We start from the raw sequence: 16,941 nt of genomic DNA, 5'->3' as shown, positions 1-16,941 counted from the left end.
GCGGCGGAAGACCCAGAATTTGAAACTTTCTATACCAAAAACATTTTGCTGAACGAGGGTATCCGCGCTTGGATGGCTCCTCAAGACCAGCCCCACGAACAATTTATATTCCCTGAGGAGGTATTACCTCGTGGTAACGCTCTCTAATAGACCCTCGGTACTGGGCGGTGGTCGTGACCAAGAATCTACCGGTTTTGCTTGGTGGTCTGGTAACGCCCGTTTAATTAACCTTTCTGGTAAACTGCTAGGCGCTCACGTTGCTCACGCAGGCTTGATTGTCTTCTGGGCTGGAGCAATGACATTATTTGAAGTTGCTCACTTTATCCCAGAAAAGCCTATGTACGAACAGGGCTTGATTCTGCTCCCCCACCTCGCTACTTTAGGTTGGGGTGTAGGTGTTGGTGGTGAAGTAATTGACACCTTCCCCTACTTCGTAGTTGGTGTACTCCACCTGATTTCTTCCGCAGTCCTGGGTTTTGGTGGTATTTATCACGCAGTTCGCGGCCCAGAAACCTTAGAAGAATACTCTTCCTTCTTTGGTTATGACTGGAAAGACAAAAACAAGATGACCAACATCATCGGCTTCCACCTGATCATCCTAGGTTCTGGTGCGTTGCTGTTAGTGCTGAAGGCGATGTTCTTCGGTGGTCTCTACGACACATGGGCCCCTGGTGGTGGTGATGTGCGCGTCATTACAAACCCAACACTCAACCCAGCAGTTATCTTTGGCTATCTGATCAAAGCTCCTTTTGGTGGCGAAGGTTGGATTGTCAGCGTTAATAACTTGGAAGACGTAGTTGGCGGTCACATCTGGATTGCATTAATTTGTATCTCTGGTGGTATTTGGCACATCTTCACCAAGCCTTTCGCTTGGGCGCGTCGTGCCTTTATCTGGTCTGGTGAAGCTTACCTTTCCTACAGCTTGGGCGCATTGTCCTTAATGGGCTTTATCGCTTCTTGTATGGTTTGGTACAACAACACTGTTTACCCCAGTGAATTCTTTGGCCCCACAGGCCCTGAAGCTTCTCAAGCACAAGCTTTGACATTCTTGATTCGTGACCAACGCTTAGGTGCTAACGTTGGTTCTGCTCAAGGCCCCACAGGTCTGGGTAAATACTTGATGCGCTCTCCTTCTGGTGAAATCATCTTCGGTGGTGAAACCATGCGCTTCTGGGATTTCCAAGGCCCCTGGTTAGAGCCTCTACGTGGCCCCAACGGTCTAGACTTAGACAAAATCAAGAACGATATTCAGCCTTGGCAAGCTCGCCGCGCTGCTGAATACATGACTCACGCTCCTCTAGGTTCTTTGAACTCTGTAGGTGGTGTAGCAACTGAAATCAACTCCTTCAACTATGTATCTCCTCGTGCATGGTTGTCTACTTCTCACTTCGTATTAGGATTCTTCTTCTTAGTAGGTCACTTATGGCACGCTGGTCGCGCTCGTGCGGCTGCTGGTGGCTTTGAGAAAGGTATCGACCGTGAGAATGAACCAGTAATGTTCATGAACGAGCTTGACTAAGTTGAAATTTTTCTTTCATCACTGACAACTGACAATCGAATGTTTATGAGGCTCTTGTATAAAAACAAGAGCCTTTTTCCTTAACTGTGACATTTTATGTGTACTGGTTTATGACAAACAAGAATCTATTTAGAATAGATCCAAATTAAAAACATGAATTTATTTATATATTTTTGATTGAAGCAGTATGAGTGAATTTGATTTTGCCGAAACTTTGCAGTGGACATCCGAAGCTAAAGCAAAGTTGAAAAATATACCTTTTTTCGTGCGTACCCAAGCGAAAGCGCGAATTGAGCAATTAGCTCGTCAAGCCGAGCAAGATATAGTTACAGGCGACTTAGTTGAACAAGCTAGGGTTGAGTTTGGACAGTGACCCAATATTAGAGTTTTAGAAAATGGCGATCGCTAATGCTTTACCATATTTTAATTACTGCCTACATTCATAGCTGCTAAGACTGCCTGCTGGCTGACATTTTTGTAAACAGTATCTAAATACTTCATTACTAAATCATTTACATTTACAACATCTTCGTCGGTTTTTGCTATCGGGATAGTTCCTAACACATCTAATACTGTCTCGCTGCTACTAGGCACAATCACGACTAAAGATGAATCTAAAGGCTCATGATATTCCCAAAAAGAGCTAAGGTTAATGGAAGATGACCTATGGGAAACTGTTGGCTGAATATCTGATTTTTTAGACGTATTTGTTTCAGATTTAGCACCTCTGAGCTTGCGTAAATCGCTAATAATTTGTTCTTTAGTTCGTCCGCGTAGCTGGAAAAGCACAAATGGATCTTCGCTAAATCTATCGCCTAATTGATAATAAATTGCCCCAATATGTTTACAAGGATTTGCTTTATCAGGACAAGAACATTTACTGTGTACATCACTTAACGTAAATGGAAACAAAGAAAGACCATTAGCAGTAAATACTTCTTCAATATTTTGGGGCATTTCTCCTGCTAATAATTTGGCAGCAAATAATGACCGCTTAGACATTGTTTCAATTACATAACCCCACTCTTCATCCGTAAAAGAGTCAAGAGAAAGAGAAACTTTATAAGGTTCAACTTCACTACCTTGGACTTTAGCTAATACTTTTGCACCTTTAAATTCGATACTGAGGACGTTACCTTGGCGTGCATAATTTCTGGCACGTTCTAACCGCTTTTTAAAGCGATAAGAATCGAGTAATTCTAGCCATCTTTGTGACCACCATTCACGGCTTGCTTGTAATGTGTAACTAGTCATAATCAATTACGGATTATATAGGAAATGAGAGGATGTTTGAAAAGTTTTGGGCGAATATAATTCGCTACTACACAAACTAAGTCTGCCTGCGCGGACTAACCAAAAATCAAGATTTTCAAACCCACCTCCGTGGGTTTCGCCTGTATAGCTGCGATTTCTAATCGCTGGGGCTGGCTATTTGCCGAAAGTGAATGCACATAACCTTTTACATAGCCTACACAAAACCGAAATATATTGGAAATATTCAGTTATTGGTTGTATAGGTATTTATCCTGGTAATTAAGGGCGATCGCATCACCAAGGCTATGACTATAGATATTCGGAAATTTTACCAAATCACCAATCCCAGCAAGACTTTAAATATCAATAACGGCGTAGATGATCAATACTATATAGATTTTTCCTCTGTGCGGGGCGGCGATATTATCAGCGAACTCAAAGAAAAAATTACTTTTTGGCAACCTGATGAACCCACCTGCACCTTGTTTACAGGGCATATTGGTTGCGGTAAATCGACGGAACTATTAAGGTTACAAGCAGAATTAGAAAAAGACAATTTCCACGTAGTTTATTTTGAGTCTAGTGAAGATTTAGTCACCACAGACGTAGATATTGCCGATGTTATGTTGGCGATCGCGCGGCGTGTGAGCCAAAGTCTAGATAAAATTACACTGGAGGAACCTAAGAAGTTAAAAGAACTGCTGCAAGGTGCTTGGAAAGTTCTCAACGCCGAAGTTACCGCCGCCGAACTTAAGGTTCCGGGCGTGGGTGATTTGGGTTTTAGCCAGGAAAACGAGAAATTTTCTCTCGCCTTTGGCATTGGTAAAATTACAGCGCGAACCAAAAGTGACCCTTCACTGCGGGAAAAACTCAATCAGTTTCTTGCACCGCAGAAATTAACACTATTACAAGCAATTAACCAAGAATTATTAGCAGATGCGATCGCAAAACTCAAGCAGCAAGGTAAAAAAGGCTTAACAGTCATTGTAGATAATCTTGACCGCATTGATAATCGTGTCAAAGCTTGGGGTCGTCCACAACAAGAATATCTGTTTGTTGACCAAGGCGAGTTTCTCACCAAGCTGAACTGTCATATAGTTTACACCATGCCTCTTTCCCTGAAGTTTTCCAATGATTATGGAATGCTTACCCAACGCTTCCCAGAAGACCCGAAAGTTTTGCCGATGGTTCCTGTACAGTTTCCTGATGGCAGTATTCACGCTTCTGGAATGGCACTCATGCAACAGATGGTATTAGCTAGAGCCTTTCCTGAGATAGCACCAGCCGAACGCCTCAAAAATATTACCGCAATTTTTGATGATGCTACCACCCTAGAACATCTGTGTCGTATGAGTGGTGGTCATGTGCGTGACTTGCTACGTCTGCTCAATAGCTTAATTCAAAAACAAAGAGAATTTCCCCTGCGCCGAGAAACCTTAGAAACAGTCATTCGGGAACGCCGGAATGAAATCATGATGCCAATTTCTCCCCAAGAGTGGCAATTACTCCGCCGTGTTAAAGAAACTAAAAAAGTCAGCGATGATGAAGGTTATCAAAAACTCATTCGTAGTCGATTTGTCTTTGAATATCGAAGTGGCGGCGAATCTTGGTTTGAGGTTAATCCCATCTTGACTGAGACAGAGGAATTGCTTTAGAAAGCCTATGGTGTATGCACAAGTCGAATTACCCCCCTCTACCGTGTACACACAAGTCAAAAATTTGTAGTATGAAAGCCTATCCCGCCTTGAACTTTAGTTCCAGGCTGATAGCGAAAGTCCACAAAGCGTGGACTGTCAGACATTTTTGGTTGAGTCATCTTTAGATGACTTGTGCTATGAGACTCGGAATTCATTCCGAGGCGGGACAGATGCACTACACGAATATTTGTGTGTACACCATAGCCTTTACAAGCGGAGGGTTAGGGAGGGGTAATTCAAGGGCTGGTAGTAATTCAGGAACTTGTGTGTAAACTGTAGCCTGCCTTGTCCTAGCAATCAATATTCACACTGACTTACTTATGACTGATTCACCGGAAAATGAAGCCAGATTGCAAGAACTAGCTTGGGCAATAGAAACTTCTATCGGGCAGTTCAAGCTGATATTGACACGATGTAATTATGCCAAATTGCGCGATCGCCTGATTGCCAGATTACAAGAAATCTGCGAAGTTGAGATTCGGGTTTTGCATTTAAAGCCATCAGAAAGGACGCTGCATAAAGCCATTCAAGAAGAATTTGGTGATAATATCCAAGCTTTAATGATTACTGGTTTAGAAACCTTGCGAGATTTACCGCAGATGTTAACCTCTGCAAATCAAGTCAGGGAAGAATTTCGCCGGAGTTTTGCGTTCCCGATAGTCTTGTGGGTGAATGATGAAATTTATCAACAATTTAGCCAATTAGCTCCCGATTTAGAAAGTTGGGCGACTACAAATATATTTACTATTAGTTCTGATGAATTAACTGATTTTATTCAACAGACCGCAGATGAATTATTAGCTAATAGCTTTAATATTACTTTAGAACTTTGTACAGAAATTAAATCGGCTTGGCAAGAATTACAAAACGCTGCTGATTTTTTTACTTTAAATACTCAAGCTAATTGTCAATTTTTGCGAGGACTAGTTGCTTATATTGACCAAGATTTAGATGCAGCTATTACATATTATCAGCAAAGTTTAGCTTTTTGGCAGACAAGTAATAATTTAGAACGCCAAGGGCAGATACTCAGTCAAATCACAATTTGTTATTACGCCAAAGCTAGAGCTAATGAGCTAGTCCGCGCAGGCGGACTTCGTTTGTATCGCCGAGCCAGTGCGTTGGGCGGCTCTGCCGACTTGAAGCAACTGGCGTGCGATTTCCAATCGCCAGGGCTTTTACAAGAACCCGCGAATCTTCATCAACAAATTCAAAATTATCTTGACCAAAGTATCAACGCCTTTGAATCTGCTCAACGTCCCGATTTAATTGCCAATTCTCTTGAGCAGTTCGGCATTATTCTCCGCTATTTAAACAACTGGCAGCAATTAAAAAACTTAGCTGAACGTGCTTTGCAAGTACATCAAGCTGAAAATAACAAAATTAAAATTGCTCAAGATTATAATTTCTTAGCCGCAGTTGCCCTAGCACAAGCAAATTGGCAGCCAGCCCAAGAATTAGCTAAAACAGCGTTAGATATTTTAGCGAATTACTCAGATGTAACCACTACTAATGATGATGCGCTGCGTCAAGAATTATTATTCAATATCGCCCAAGCACAACAACATTTAAAACAATATCAAACAGCTATTAGTAACTTAGCGGCAGCGAGAGCAATTGGTATTACTAACAACGACCCAGAGATTTACTTAAAAATTCTTGATGATTTACGCGAGTTATTTCTTCAGCAAAAACAATATCTGCCAGCCTTTGATACTAAATTAGAAATCCGTTCGATTGAACAACAATTTGGCTTGCGGGCGTTTCTTGGTGCAGGTCGGTTAGAAGCTGCAAAACAAGCAGGAACACCGAATATTACGCCATTAAAACTGGAAAATAAAGATAGCATCGCCCCAGAAATTGCCGCCTCTGGTCGTCAATTAGATATAGAACAGTTAATTGAACGCATTGGTCGCCCTGACTATAAATTGATCGTAATTCACGGGCAATCGGGTGTAGGTAAAAGTTCTCTGGTGAATGCGGGACTAGTACCAGCTTTAAAAAATAAGGCGATAGGTTATCGAGACAATTTACCTGTAGTCATGCGCGGTTATTCCAACTGGGTGAGAGAGTTGGGAAGGCTGATGGGTGAAGGGAGGTCACTGAGCGAAGTCGAAGTGACCGAGGAGCGGGAGAGTGGGGAAGTAGTTGTAGCTTTTGAGGATGTTTCGCCAGTCTTGGATACTCATTCACCAGATGTGATTAATGATGATTCTATATATAGCGGTTCTTACTTGCCTGTAATACAGTCGGAACCCCACCCCGCATTTGCTAACGCAAACGCTCCCCTCCCCGCTTGCGGGGAGGGGTTGGGGGTGGGGTTGAAATCTACCTCATCCAACCGAGAACCGCTATATTCTGTTGTTAAGTCACGTTTAATTGCATCTTTACAAGAAAATGAACAAAACAACCTCCGCACTGTGTTGATATTTGACCAGTTTGAGGAGTTTTTCTTTGACACCGAACCAAAAGAGCGACGGCAATTTTTTGAGTTTTTGGGTGAATGTTTGAATGTTCTGTCAGCGAAGGTGATTTTGTCATTGCGGGTAGATTACCTCCATTATTTGCTGGAGTGCAATGATTTATCCAGTATGAAGATTATTGCTAATGACATCCTCAGCCGGAATGTGCTGTATAAGTTGGGGAATTTTTCACGGGAGAATACCAAGTCAATTATTGAGCGTTTAACTCAAAATACAAGTTTCCGTTTAGAAACTGCTTTAATTGATCAACTAGTGCAGGACTTAGCCGAGGAATTAGGCGAAGTCCGTCCTATTGAGTTGCAGGTAGTTGGGGCGCAACTGCAAACGGAAAATATTAGAACCCTGGCAGAATATCGCCAACGTGCAACAAAACAACAACTGGTGCAGCGTTATTTAGATGAAGTGGTGAATGACTGCGGTGGAGAAAACAAGCAAATGGCAGAAGTGCTGCTGTATTTGCTCACCGATGAAAAGGGAACTCGCCCACTAAAGACTCGCGCTGAACTCGAACGAGATTTGCAGCAGTTTATTTCCGTTGCTGGGGAGATCCCCTCAACCCCCTTATTAATGAAGTCGCCGCAGGCGGGGGGATCTCCAGAACTAGTATTAACAACCAACCAACTAGACTTAGTATTAGAGATATTTGTGAAATCTGGCTTAGTCATGTTATTGCCAGAAACACCTGCTGACCGTTACCAATTGGTGCATGATTATTTAGCCGCCTTTATTCGCCAGCAACAGGAACCGAAGTTAAAAGAAATAATGGCGGAACTGGAAAAAGAAAGACAGCAACGCAAACTCAGTGAAGCCAAACTCAATAGTTTTTTGAAACACGCCTTATTTGGTTCCGTCGCCGCCGGCATAGTATTAGCTGGGTTAGCAGTCACAGCCTGGAATGCCGCACAACAAGCAGACAAGCAAAGAAAACAAGCCGAGATTAGTGAAATTAACGCCTTGAATAATTCTTCAGAAGCATTGTTAGTTTCTGCACAACACCCTGATGCTTTAATTGAAGCATTTAAAGCAGTCACAAAACTCAAACAAGCACCTTGGGCAAAAGCCGATACTCAAATGCGGACTGTGGCAACTTTAAACCAAGGGGTGTATTTACAAGCCGGAGAAAACCCAGCAAATCGAGCCGTAGAGGGGAGGACTTTAGAAGGTCATAACAGTTGGGTCATTAGCGTCAGCTTCAGCCGCGACGGGCAAACCCTGGCTTCTGGCAGTGATGACAACACCATCAAACTGTGGGATGTCAGCACAGGTAAACTCCTCAAAACCCTGAGTGGTCATAACGATTCGGTCTGGAGCGTCAGCTTCAGCCCTGACGGCAAAACCCTGGCTTCTGGCAGTCGGGACAAGACCATCAAACTTTGGGATGTCAGCACAGGTAAACTCCTGAAAACCCTGAGTGGTCATAGCAATTGGGTCAATAGCGTCAGCTTCAGCCCCGACGGTCAAACCCTGGCTTCTGGCAGTAGTGACAAGACCATCAAACTTTGGGATGTCAGCACAGGTAAACTCCTGAAAACCCTGAGTGGTCATAGCAATTGGGTCAATAGCGTCAGCTTCAGCCCCGACGGCAAAACCCTGGCTTCTGGCAGTCTTGACAACACCATCAAACTTTGGGATGTCAGCACAGGTAAACCCCTGAAAACCCTGAGTGGTCATAGCGATTGGGTCAATAGCGTCAGCTTCAGCCCCGACGGCCAAACCCTGGCTTCTGGCAGTCTTGACAACACCATCAAACTTTGGGATGTCAGCACAGGTAAACCCCTGAAAACCCTGAGTGATCATGGCAGTGGGGTCTGGAGCGTCAGCTTCAGCCCCGACGGCAAAACCCTGGCTTCTGGCAGTAGTGACAACACCATCAAACTTTGGGATGTCAGCACAGATAAACCTCTCACAACCCTGAGTGATCATGGCAGTGGGGTCTATAGCGTCAGCTTCAGCCCCGATGGCAAAACCCTGGCTTCTGGCAGTGCTGACAACACCATCAAACTTTGGGATGTCAGCACAGGTAAACCTCTGACAACCCTGAGTGGTCATAACGATTTGGTCTATAGCGTCAGCTTCAGCCCCGATGGCCAAACCCTGGCTTCTGGCAGTTTTGACAACACCATCAAACTTTGGGATGTCAGCACAGATAAACCTCTGACAACCCTGAGTGGTCATGGCAGTAGGGTCTTGAGCGTCAGCTTCAGCCCCTACTGCCAAACCCTGGCTTCTGGCAGTAGTGACAAGACCATCAAACTTTGGGATGTCAGCACAGGTACACTCCTCAAAACCCTGAGCGGTCATAACGATTCGGTCTATAGCGTCAGCTTCAGCTCCGACGGCCAAACCCTGGCTTCTGGCAGTAGTGACAACACCATCAAACTTTGGGATGTCAGCACAGGTAAACTCCTCAAAACCCTGAGTGATCATGGCAGTGGGGTCTATAGCGTCAGCTTCAGCCCCGACGGCAAAACTCTGGCTTCTGGCAGTGCTGACAACACCATCAAACTTTGGGATGTCAGCACAGGTAAACCCCTGAAAACCCTGAGCGGTCATAACGATTCGGTCTATAGCGTCAGCTTCAGCTCCGACGGCCAAACCCTGGCTTCTGGCAGTAGTGACAAGACCATCAAACTTTGGGATGTCAGCACAGGTAAACTCCTCAAAACCCTGAGCGGTCATAGCAGTTATGTCTATAGCGTCAGCTTCAGCCCCGACGGCAAAACCCTGGCATCTGGCAGTGAAGACAAGACCATCAAACTTTGGGATGTCAGCACAGGTACACTCCTCAAAACCCTAAGTGCTCATAGCAGTAGGATCTGGAGCGTCAGCTTCAGCCCCGACGGCCAAACCCTGGCTTCTGGCAGTGCTGACAACACCATCAAACTGTGGGATTTAAATTTGAGTAGTTTATTAGACAGTGGTTGTACCTTGCTCAATAACTACCTCATTGCCCATCCCGAAACATTAGAAGAAGTCAAAGAATGCCAAACACCATCTCGGTTAATGTCAGCAGCTACCGTTTTAGTTACCCAAGGCGAAAAGTTAGCCCAAAATGATGATATTAACGCTGCCGTTGCCAAATTCAACAAAGCACAGCAATGGGACAAGCAATTAAACTTTGACCCCCAAGCCAAAGCCACAGAGTTTGCTATTAAAGGTAAAGCACAACGCAAACTACAAGAAGGTCAACAACTTGTCAAAGATGGCAAAGTCTCAGAAGCCGTCACAGCTTACACCGATGCCCAAAAGTTAGACCCCAAAATCGAAATCTCCGCCGATGCTTGGAATACACTATGCCGTCAAGGTAGTATACGCAAACAAGCCCAGCTAGTATTATTCGCCTGTGAAAAAGCCGTCACCCTTGCACCGAATGATGGCGAGATTCGTGATAGTCGCGGTTTAGCCAGGGCGTTAACAGGCGACACCCCAGGCGCAATAGCCGACTTTGAAGCCTACATCGCCTGGACTAATGATAAAGATAGGAAAGCACAACGCCAACGCTGGGTGAAAGAGTTAAAAGCTGGTCAAAATCCCTTCACCGAGGCGGAATTGAAGGTTTTATTAAATCAGTAGATGTAGATTCGGCGCAATGACATTATCGGTGTTGCGTAATATCATGTCCGGCTAAATATAGCAGAAGGCAGCAGGCAGCAGGCAGTCTTGATGAAACAAGTTTCATCACCAAGTATGAAAGTGAGACTGGTATTTTTACTCAGCACTCAGCACTCAGCACTCAGGACTGAGCGTTGTGAATGTTGGGTTCCGTTCCTCCACCCAACCTACACTGATAACCTTTGTAGACTCATATCTTGCACCAGGCGACTGAAGTCGCGGCTACACAGACAAAACCCGCCTGCGCGGGTTCCAAACCCTTGATTTCTCGTCAGTCCGCGTAGGCGGACTTCGTTTGTATAGCCGCGAATTCCATTCGCTGGGGCTAGGTGCAAGATGTGAGTAGAGACGTTGCATTGCAACGTCTCTACCACCGGGTTAGCGAATGAGAATCTGACGAATTAAAATGCTCATCACTTCATCAGAGTTGGGGGTGGGTTGTGGCACACTCCAGTCGTTGACGTTGGCGTAGCCAATTATGTGTAAATGTTGAATGGTGCGGGTAACAGCTTGCACGGAGCCAATCAACATATGTTTAATTGGTTCGCGCTGAGGTAGTGGCTGTTGAGTTGGTTGCTGGCTGCTGGGTTGTTCTAGATTTTCACTAGGCAAAAACTGTTCTAATTTGGACTGTGCAGATTCTGGTAATTGTGACATGATAGTTTCAAATTCCTTTTTGGGAGTTTATAAGGGCGATCGCTGGATTCTTGGACGGAACGGCGATCGCCTTTATTTTTGAGAGTTTAGATTAGGGCGATTTCCTTAATCATACTCATATAATAAAGTATAAAACTATACTTGTCAATTACTATTTACAAAGTTTTATAAAAATAGTAAGATAAATAACCGAAAATTTGGAATTGGTATTAGTTAAAGGCCAATACAGTTCATAGACTCGTGTAGGTTGGGTGGAGGAACGGAACCCAACATTCACGCATACTTTGTTGGGTTCCGCTATCGCTACACCCAAACTACTATTCTCTTAACTGAACCGTATTGAGTTAAAGGCAACAGAGAACAGGCTGGTTTTGGACGAGGATTTAAACCTTGCCCAAAACCAGCCTGTTGCTTTTTACTCAGCACTCAGCACTGAGTTTGGTAAATATTTTTGTCCGATTACTTACTATTCTGCGTCTTCATCAATTAAAGCATTGCGGTCAAGGATGAGTAAATTTCGCAGTTGGTCTGTATCTAATTCAGTTAACCATTCTTCCCCAGCACTCACGACTTGTTCCGCTAATTGCTTTTTACTTTCTATCATGTCGTGAATCTTTTCTTCTAAAGTGCCAGTACAAACAAACTTATGTACCTGCACATTCCGCGTTTGACCAATGCGAAATACTCGGTCTGTGGCTTGATTTTCAATGGCTGGGTTCCACCATCTATCAAAGTGAAATACATGATTAGCACGGGTTAAATTTAATCCCACACCACCCGCTTTTAAAGACAGAATCATAACTGGTGGCCCTTGAGGATCATGTTGAAATCGATCTACCATTTCCTCGCGTTGTTTTTTACTGCTACTGCCATATAAAAAGAAAACTTCTCTACCTAATTGCTTTTCTAAATGAGGTTTGAGTAACTTACCCCATTCTGCAAATTGAGTGAAGATTAACGCCCTATCGCCTTCGGAAATTGCTACATCTAACATTTCTTCTAGACGTTGCAATTTACCAGAATTATGTTGTCCTAATGTTGTTTCTTTTAAATATTGGGATGGGTGATTGCAAATTTGTTTGAGTTTAGTTAGTAAAGCTAAAATCATCCCCCGTCGTTGCAATCCTTCGGCAGATTCTATTTCTACTAAGGATGTATCTACTGCTTGTTGATAAAGTGCGGCTTGTTCTGTAGTTAAACCACAAAATACGGTCATTTCTTGCTTATCCGGCAAGTCTTGAATAATTTCTTTATCTGTTTTCAACCTTCTTAAAATAAATGGCTGCACTAAGGAACGCAATTGAGTTAAAGAAGCGGCATCACCATATTTTTCAATCGGCATGGCAAACCGCCGTTGAAAGAATTGTTTATTACCCAAATAACCAGGGTTGAGAAAATCTAAAATAGACCATAATTCTTGCAATCTATTTTCTACTGGTGTGCCTGTGAGGGCGATGCGAAATGTTGCTTCTATTTGTCTAATGGCTTGGGATTGTTTAGCATCAGGATTTTTGACATTCTGCGCTTCATCTAAGACAATTATCTGCCAAGAAACAGTCTGCAATAATTTCACATCTCTGTGAATTAAAGAATAACTAGTAATAACTAAATTATGCTTATTTACAGCTTCAATAAATGCCTTTCCTTTGGGGCGTTTGTCACCGTGATACTGCATTACTTTCAGACTGGGGGCAAATTTTCTCACTTCCCGTTCCCAGTTGCCTAACACAGAAGTGGGGCAGACTAATAGTATGGGTTTTTCTAGTACATCTTGTTCTTTGAGATGTAAGAGAAAAGCGATAAATTGAATAGTGTTGTGACAGATAATATTATTCGCCACAAAGTTATGATGTTTACCTACTTCAAAATCGTAAACCCAGCCTTGATAATCTACATCTTCGATGTGGCTAATTTGGCAATAAAATACTTCTTTGTCAATTAATGTTTGGAGATGCTGTTTCGTGGAATTGAATTTTTCTAAGTCTAATTTTTGATAAGCAGCTAACGTTTTAGCTGTCCACTTAGAAGGTTTTAATTGCTGATATTGCTGTTGAGTTTCTCCCGTAATGATTTGGTTCATACAAACTACAACTCTCTGTAAACTTTCTCTAGAAAATTGTTGTGAACCATTAATATAGACTGTATTGTGCATTTCTAAGTGTCGCAGAGGTATGCCTGTTGTGGCAACTGTTTGGGCGACAACATCCGCAGCAGGAACACCCTCGATATTGGTGTTATTAACTCGCTGACAAATTTCTTTTAGTTTTTGCTGCTTTGAAGTGTAGTTAAACCCAATTTCTTGCAAAAATCTCCGGGCTGAATTGCCGCCAATGACACCAATATAATAAGTACGCAAAATTCGCTTACCATTGGTAGCACATTTTTGTTTTGAGGAAATTCTTAACCAAATACCAAAGCGACGCAGCAGTGCAGAAAGTTGCTGAATTAGTAAACTTGATGCTGTGGAAATTTCAATACTCCGCATACTAGAAACTACAGAGGACTCAGCATCAAAATAGTGGCGTAAAAATAACCGCACACTATCTAAGTCAGCCTGCATAATAAATGAGGGAATCGATTTGGCTGCGGAAAGTTTACCCCAAACGTAACCTTGATTTTCCAGAAAGCGGCGGTAAGCTTGGCTATTAATTCGCAGACAAGGAACTTTACCGGGAAATGTACAAATACTAGGATGGTTGATTTTGAGATTGTAGCGATCGCCTATCCTCTGAAATGTTTGGCGTAAATCTTCTAATAAGTTTATGTCTTTTTGAGTAATGCTGACAGTTCCAATATCAGCTAGTTCATGTCCTTCGGCAATTTGCCAAGCCAAAAACTTGACTAAATCAGAGTCTTGTGATTCACCATACCACAGCATCTTGCCAGGTACACAAACATAATCACCCACCTGTAAATTATTTGTCCAACCGTGATTTGTCAGTAATTTATGGCGATGGGTAATAGTGATAGTACTGCCGTCTTGCAGGGTGATTTTTCTTAATTTCTCGCCTACTTGCTGCCGATATAATCGCTGAATTGGCGCTTGGACAATTTTGCCAGTTGCTTCATCTAGGGAATTAACTAGTAACTCTTGAGTGGGTTCCGCCCAAAACCCTTCACCATCAAATATTGCTACGCCAGAATGATTTGTCCAAATAGCCTCTGCTGTCTGTAACATTCCATTCACATTGACTAAGGTATCAGGCGCTACGCATTTTCCCAATCCCATGTCGTCGGCGAGACACGCGCCTAAACCCCAACGTTCCAAAAAAGCCAGCCAAGCCGCACCTCGTTCTTGATAGGGACGTAATTTTCCGTGGAAACTGGCGGGTGTGGGTAAAGGTGTAATTTCCTGATTATTTGTCAACGCCCCAATTAATTCTTGTAACGCCCCAGACGCTTCAAAGCTGACAACTGGTAATTTTTCAATCACCTGGGTATCCCCTGTACTGAGGCGTAAGGCATCTTCTAAAGAAAGTGCCATTTGTTCTTTACGAGAAGCAAAAAATGTCTGGGCTGTTTTGATATCTTGGCGGCGTAATTCCACCCACTCGCCGTTAATTTCTACCAACGGACTATTTAAAGCTACTAGCTTGTCAAATTCAGCTTTAGAAATTGTCTGCCCTCCAATTGCCAATTGCCATTGAAAATTTAAGAGGCTTTGTAAACCCAAGCGTTCTTTTTGTTTTTTGGGGGTTTCAGCAGTAATCTTCAAGCCTAAGCGGTTAGCAAAACCTTCGCGGTTGGTTAAAGTTGGGGGCAAAACTACACCTAAACCGCTATCTTCAAACCTCCAAGTAACAGACTTGATAAATTCGTAGGCTTGGATAGGATTTAATTCACAAGATTGGGGGTATTCTGTTTCTAAACTAGGAGCGATCGCATCATACAATCGAGAAGCTAAACCCAATCCTCGCAAGAATGTTTCCTGTGGTTGCTCAATTGTCCGATTTTGATAGGTTAATTGTTCAACTGGATTTTGCCAAATTGTTGCTGCATCTAATAAAAATTCCGGATCATCAGCAGCTTGGAGAAAATAGCCTAATTTCCAAGTTGTTTGTCCCGCCTCTGGGGGATAGAGTTGAAAACAAGTCCGAAATAGCGTTTTACCTGCTAATTGATACTGTAGCGGCATCGTCCAAGCTTTTAACGCCGCTTCTAAGCGTTCTACGTCTGCATCTGCAACTAGAGTATGAGATGGATTAGTTAACGCTTGCAACCACTGGCGCACTGCTGACGGCAAAGTAGCGATGACTCTAGGTTCGAGAATAATTTGACTAACTAGCATCTGCCTTACTTGGGCATCTATCGTCATATTCAGAAAATCTAAAATCAATTCTTGTGGAGTTTGAGGTAAGTCTACAGAAATAAACCCATTCCCCACTGCTTGATAAGTACGCCCAGCCAAAGGCATTTTTGCCGCAAATTTTTCTAAGCGAGTCCCATCGACAGCACTGTCTAAAAGCACTTGCCAACGGGCTAATACATTACTATCTGTTTGACGTTGAATGTTGGGTAAAAATTTAGAACGAGAAATTAAATCTAAACTCCAACGTGCTACCTGTGACCAAAATCTTAAATCCCCAGCGATAAAACTATCTTCACTATAAGAAATATTTAATGGTAGTGATTGCAAAAATTTAATTGCTTCATTAGGTGTAAGACAAAAACCTGCAATGTGCCAAGGCTGTAAATATGTTAAAGCATCAGATTCTAAATTTTGGCTGGCAGAATGGACAGGCAATAAAATTAATTTTTGCTCTTCTTTGTTTTCTAAAATGTGGGTTGGTAAAGCAATAATTTGCCTGTGTGTAGGTAAACTGGGTTCACTGGGTTTTGTGACTTTGCGCGATCGCGTTGATGAAGTCTGCCCTTGCACCTGGGGAGTGCTGAAAACATTAATTTTGTTTGCAGTTAACCACTCATTTAACTCCATTGCGGTCATTACCAATGGATTTTCCGGGATATCTGTAGATTCTTTGACATCCCAATTTACTTGTGGCGATCGCCAAGTTTCTCCCCAAATAAATAAACAACTCTCTTGATGATTCTTTATCCAACTACCGTGTAAAATTGCCATTTTCTAAAAAATACAATTGCCTTTCAATTTAAATATTTTTAACTGCGATTTTTCTATTCTATTAATTATATTTTCAGCCAAAAATCCAGCTTAAAGTTTGATTTTTTGTACGCCACTAACTGCACAAAAATAAAATAATGTAAATAAAAATAAACTAAACTCAAACTATTCAAGCTCTTTTTTAGCCATAAATCTCTAATTCATTACTTCTGGTGCGTACACTCCATAACGACTACTCATTCAAAGTAATGTATAACCAAATAGTTCCTTGATGGTACAAACCTCTAGATTTATCTATAGGAGCAATCCAAAATCTAAAACTATGTGGCTTGGCAAGTATGACATGAACTGAATATCTTAAACACCAGCCGATGATCAATATAGGGAGATTTGTATTTTACAAGGCTAGTACAGCTAATTGTTGCAACGTTGGTACTATTGTACAACCAGGGTTACATACTCAGGAAACTCAGGCAAACCCAAGAAAACAAGTTTCACCGCCAAGTTATGAAAGTCTCAATGGAATTTTTACTCAGCACTCAAAACGAGCTACACGCCCCGCTACCGCTAACAGCAGTTTTTAGTCAGCAGAGTAAAAACACTTTGGCATTCTGATGCTTTTGAGTATGATTAGACATA

8 protein-coding genes and 1 pseudogene are annotated in these 16,941 nt (G+C 42.6%); 5 read left to right on the top strand and 4 right to left on the bottom strand.

Annotation, left to right across the window (positions count from 1 at the left end):
* From H6G69_RS24470 to H6G69_RS24460, 3 genes and pseudogenes are all read left to right on the top strand, one after another.
* Nucleotides 1-147, top strand: a pseudogene (locus tag H6G69_RS24470) (photosystem II D2 protein (photosystem q(a) protein)); the annotation flags it as partial.
* A complete protein-coding gene (gene psbC, locus H6G69_RS24465) occupies nucleotides 131-1,519 on the top strand; it encodes a photosystem II reaction center protein CP43 (RefSeq protein WP_190691720.1) in 1,389 nt (462 codons plus the stop codon). The pseudogene H6G69_RS24470 and the gene psbC, both read left to right, overlap by 17 nt.
* 187 nt (nucleotides 1,520-1,706) lie before the next feature.
* On the top strand, nucleotides 1,707-1,892 hold the full coding sequence (locus tag H6G69_RS24460; protein ID WP_190691719.1) for a PCP reductase family protein: 186 nt from the start codon (nucleotides 1,707-1,709) through the stop codon (nucleotides 1,890-1,892).
* A gap of 50 nt (nucleotides 1,893-1,942) precedes the next feature.
* Here H6G69_RS24460 and H6G69_RS24455 read toward each other — a convergent pair whose 3' ends face one another.
* Nucleotides 1,943-2,773 (bottom strand): SWIM zinc finger family protein, encoded by an 831-nt coding sequence (locus H6G69_RS24455; RefSeq protein WP_190691718.1) that lies wholly within the window; start codon nucleotides 2,771-2,773, stop codon nucleotides 1,943-1,945.
* 305 nt (nucleotides 2,774-3,078) lie between these two features.
* Between H6G69_RS24455 and H6G69_RS24450 the strand changes: the two genes are divergently transcribed.
* Both H6G69_RS24450 and H6G69_RS24445 read left to right on the top strand, forming a co-directional pair.
* Nucleotides 3,079-4,428 carry a P-loop NTPase fold protein gene (locus tag H6G69_RS24450; protein ID WP_190691717.1) on the top strand — a complete coding sequence of 450 codons (1,350 nt, stop codon included), beginning with the start codon at nucleotides 3,079-3,081 and terminating at the stop codon, nucleotides 4,426-4,428.
* Between the two features lie 362 nt (nucleotides 4,429-4,790).
* Complete coding sequence (locus H6G69_RS24445; RefSeq protein ID WP_242072173.1) at nucleotides 4,791-10,526, top strand: ribosome assembly protein 4; 5,736 nt, start codon at nucleotides 4,791-4,793, stop codon at nucleotides 10,524-10,526.
* A 206-nt stretch (nucleotides 10,527-10,732) separates the two neighbouring features.
* Here H6G69_RS24445 and H6G69_RS24440 read toward each other — a convergent pair whose 3' ends face one another.
* The 3 genes from H6G69_RS24440 to H6G69_RS24430 form a co-directional block, all read right to left on the bottom strand.
* Nucleotides 10,733-10,900, bottom strand: a complete 168-nt coding sequence (locus tag H6G69_RS24440) for a hypothetical protein (protein WP_190691716.1) — start codon at nucleotides 10,898-10,900, stop codon at nucleotides 10,733-10,735.
* Nucleotides 10,901-10,943: 43 nt separating this feature from the next.
* Nucleotides 10,944-11,222 (bottom strand): hypothetical protein, encoded by a 279-nt coding sequence (locus tag H6G69_RS24435; RefSeq protein ID WP_190691715.1) that lies wholly within the window; start codon nucleotides 11,220-11,222, stop codon nucleotides 10,944-10,946.
* A 466-nt stretch (nucleotides 11,223-11,688) separates the two neighbouring features.
* Nucleotides 11,689-16,302 carry an SNF2-related protein gene (locus H6G69_RS24430; RefSeq protein ID WP_190691714.1) on the bottom strand — a complete coding sequence of 1,538 codons (4,614 nt, stop codon included), beginning with the start codon at nucleotides 16,300-16,302 and terminating at the stop codon, nucleotides 11,689-11,691.
* Between the last annotated feature and the right edge of the window lie 639 nt (nucleotides 16,303-16,941).

Source organism: Nostoc sp. FACHB-110 (assembly GCF_014697425.1).
In the GTDB taxonomy this organism is placed as follows: Bacteria; Cyanobacteriota; Cyanobacteriia; order Cyanobacteriales; family Nostocaceae; genus Nostoc_B.
Note: the sequence above shows the minus strand (reverse complement) of the source record. Positions and strands in the feature narration are given on the sequence as shown.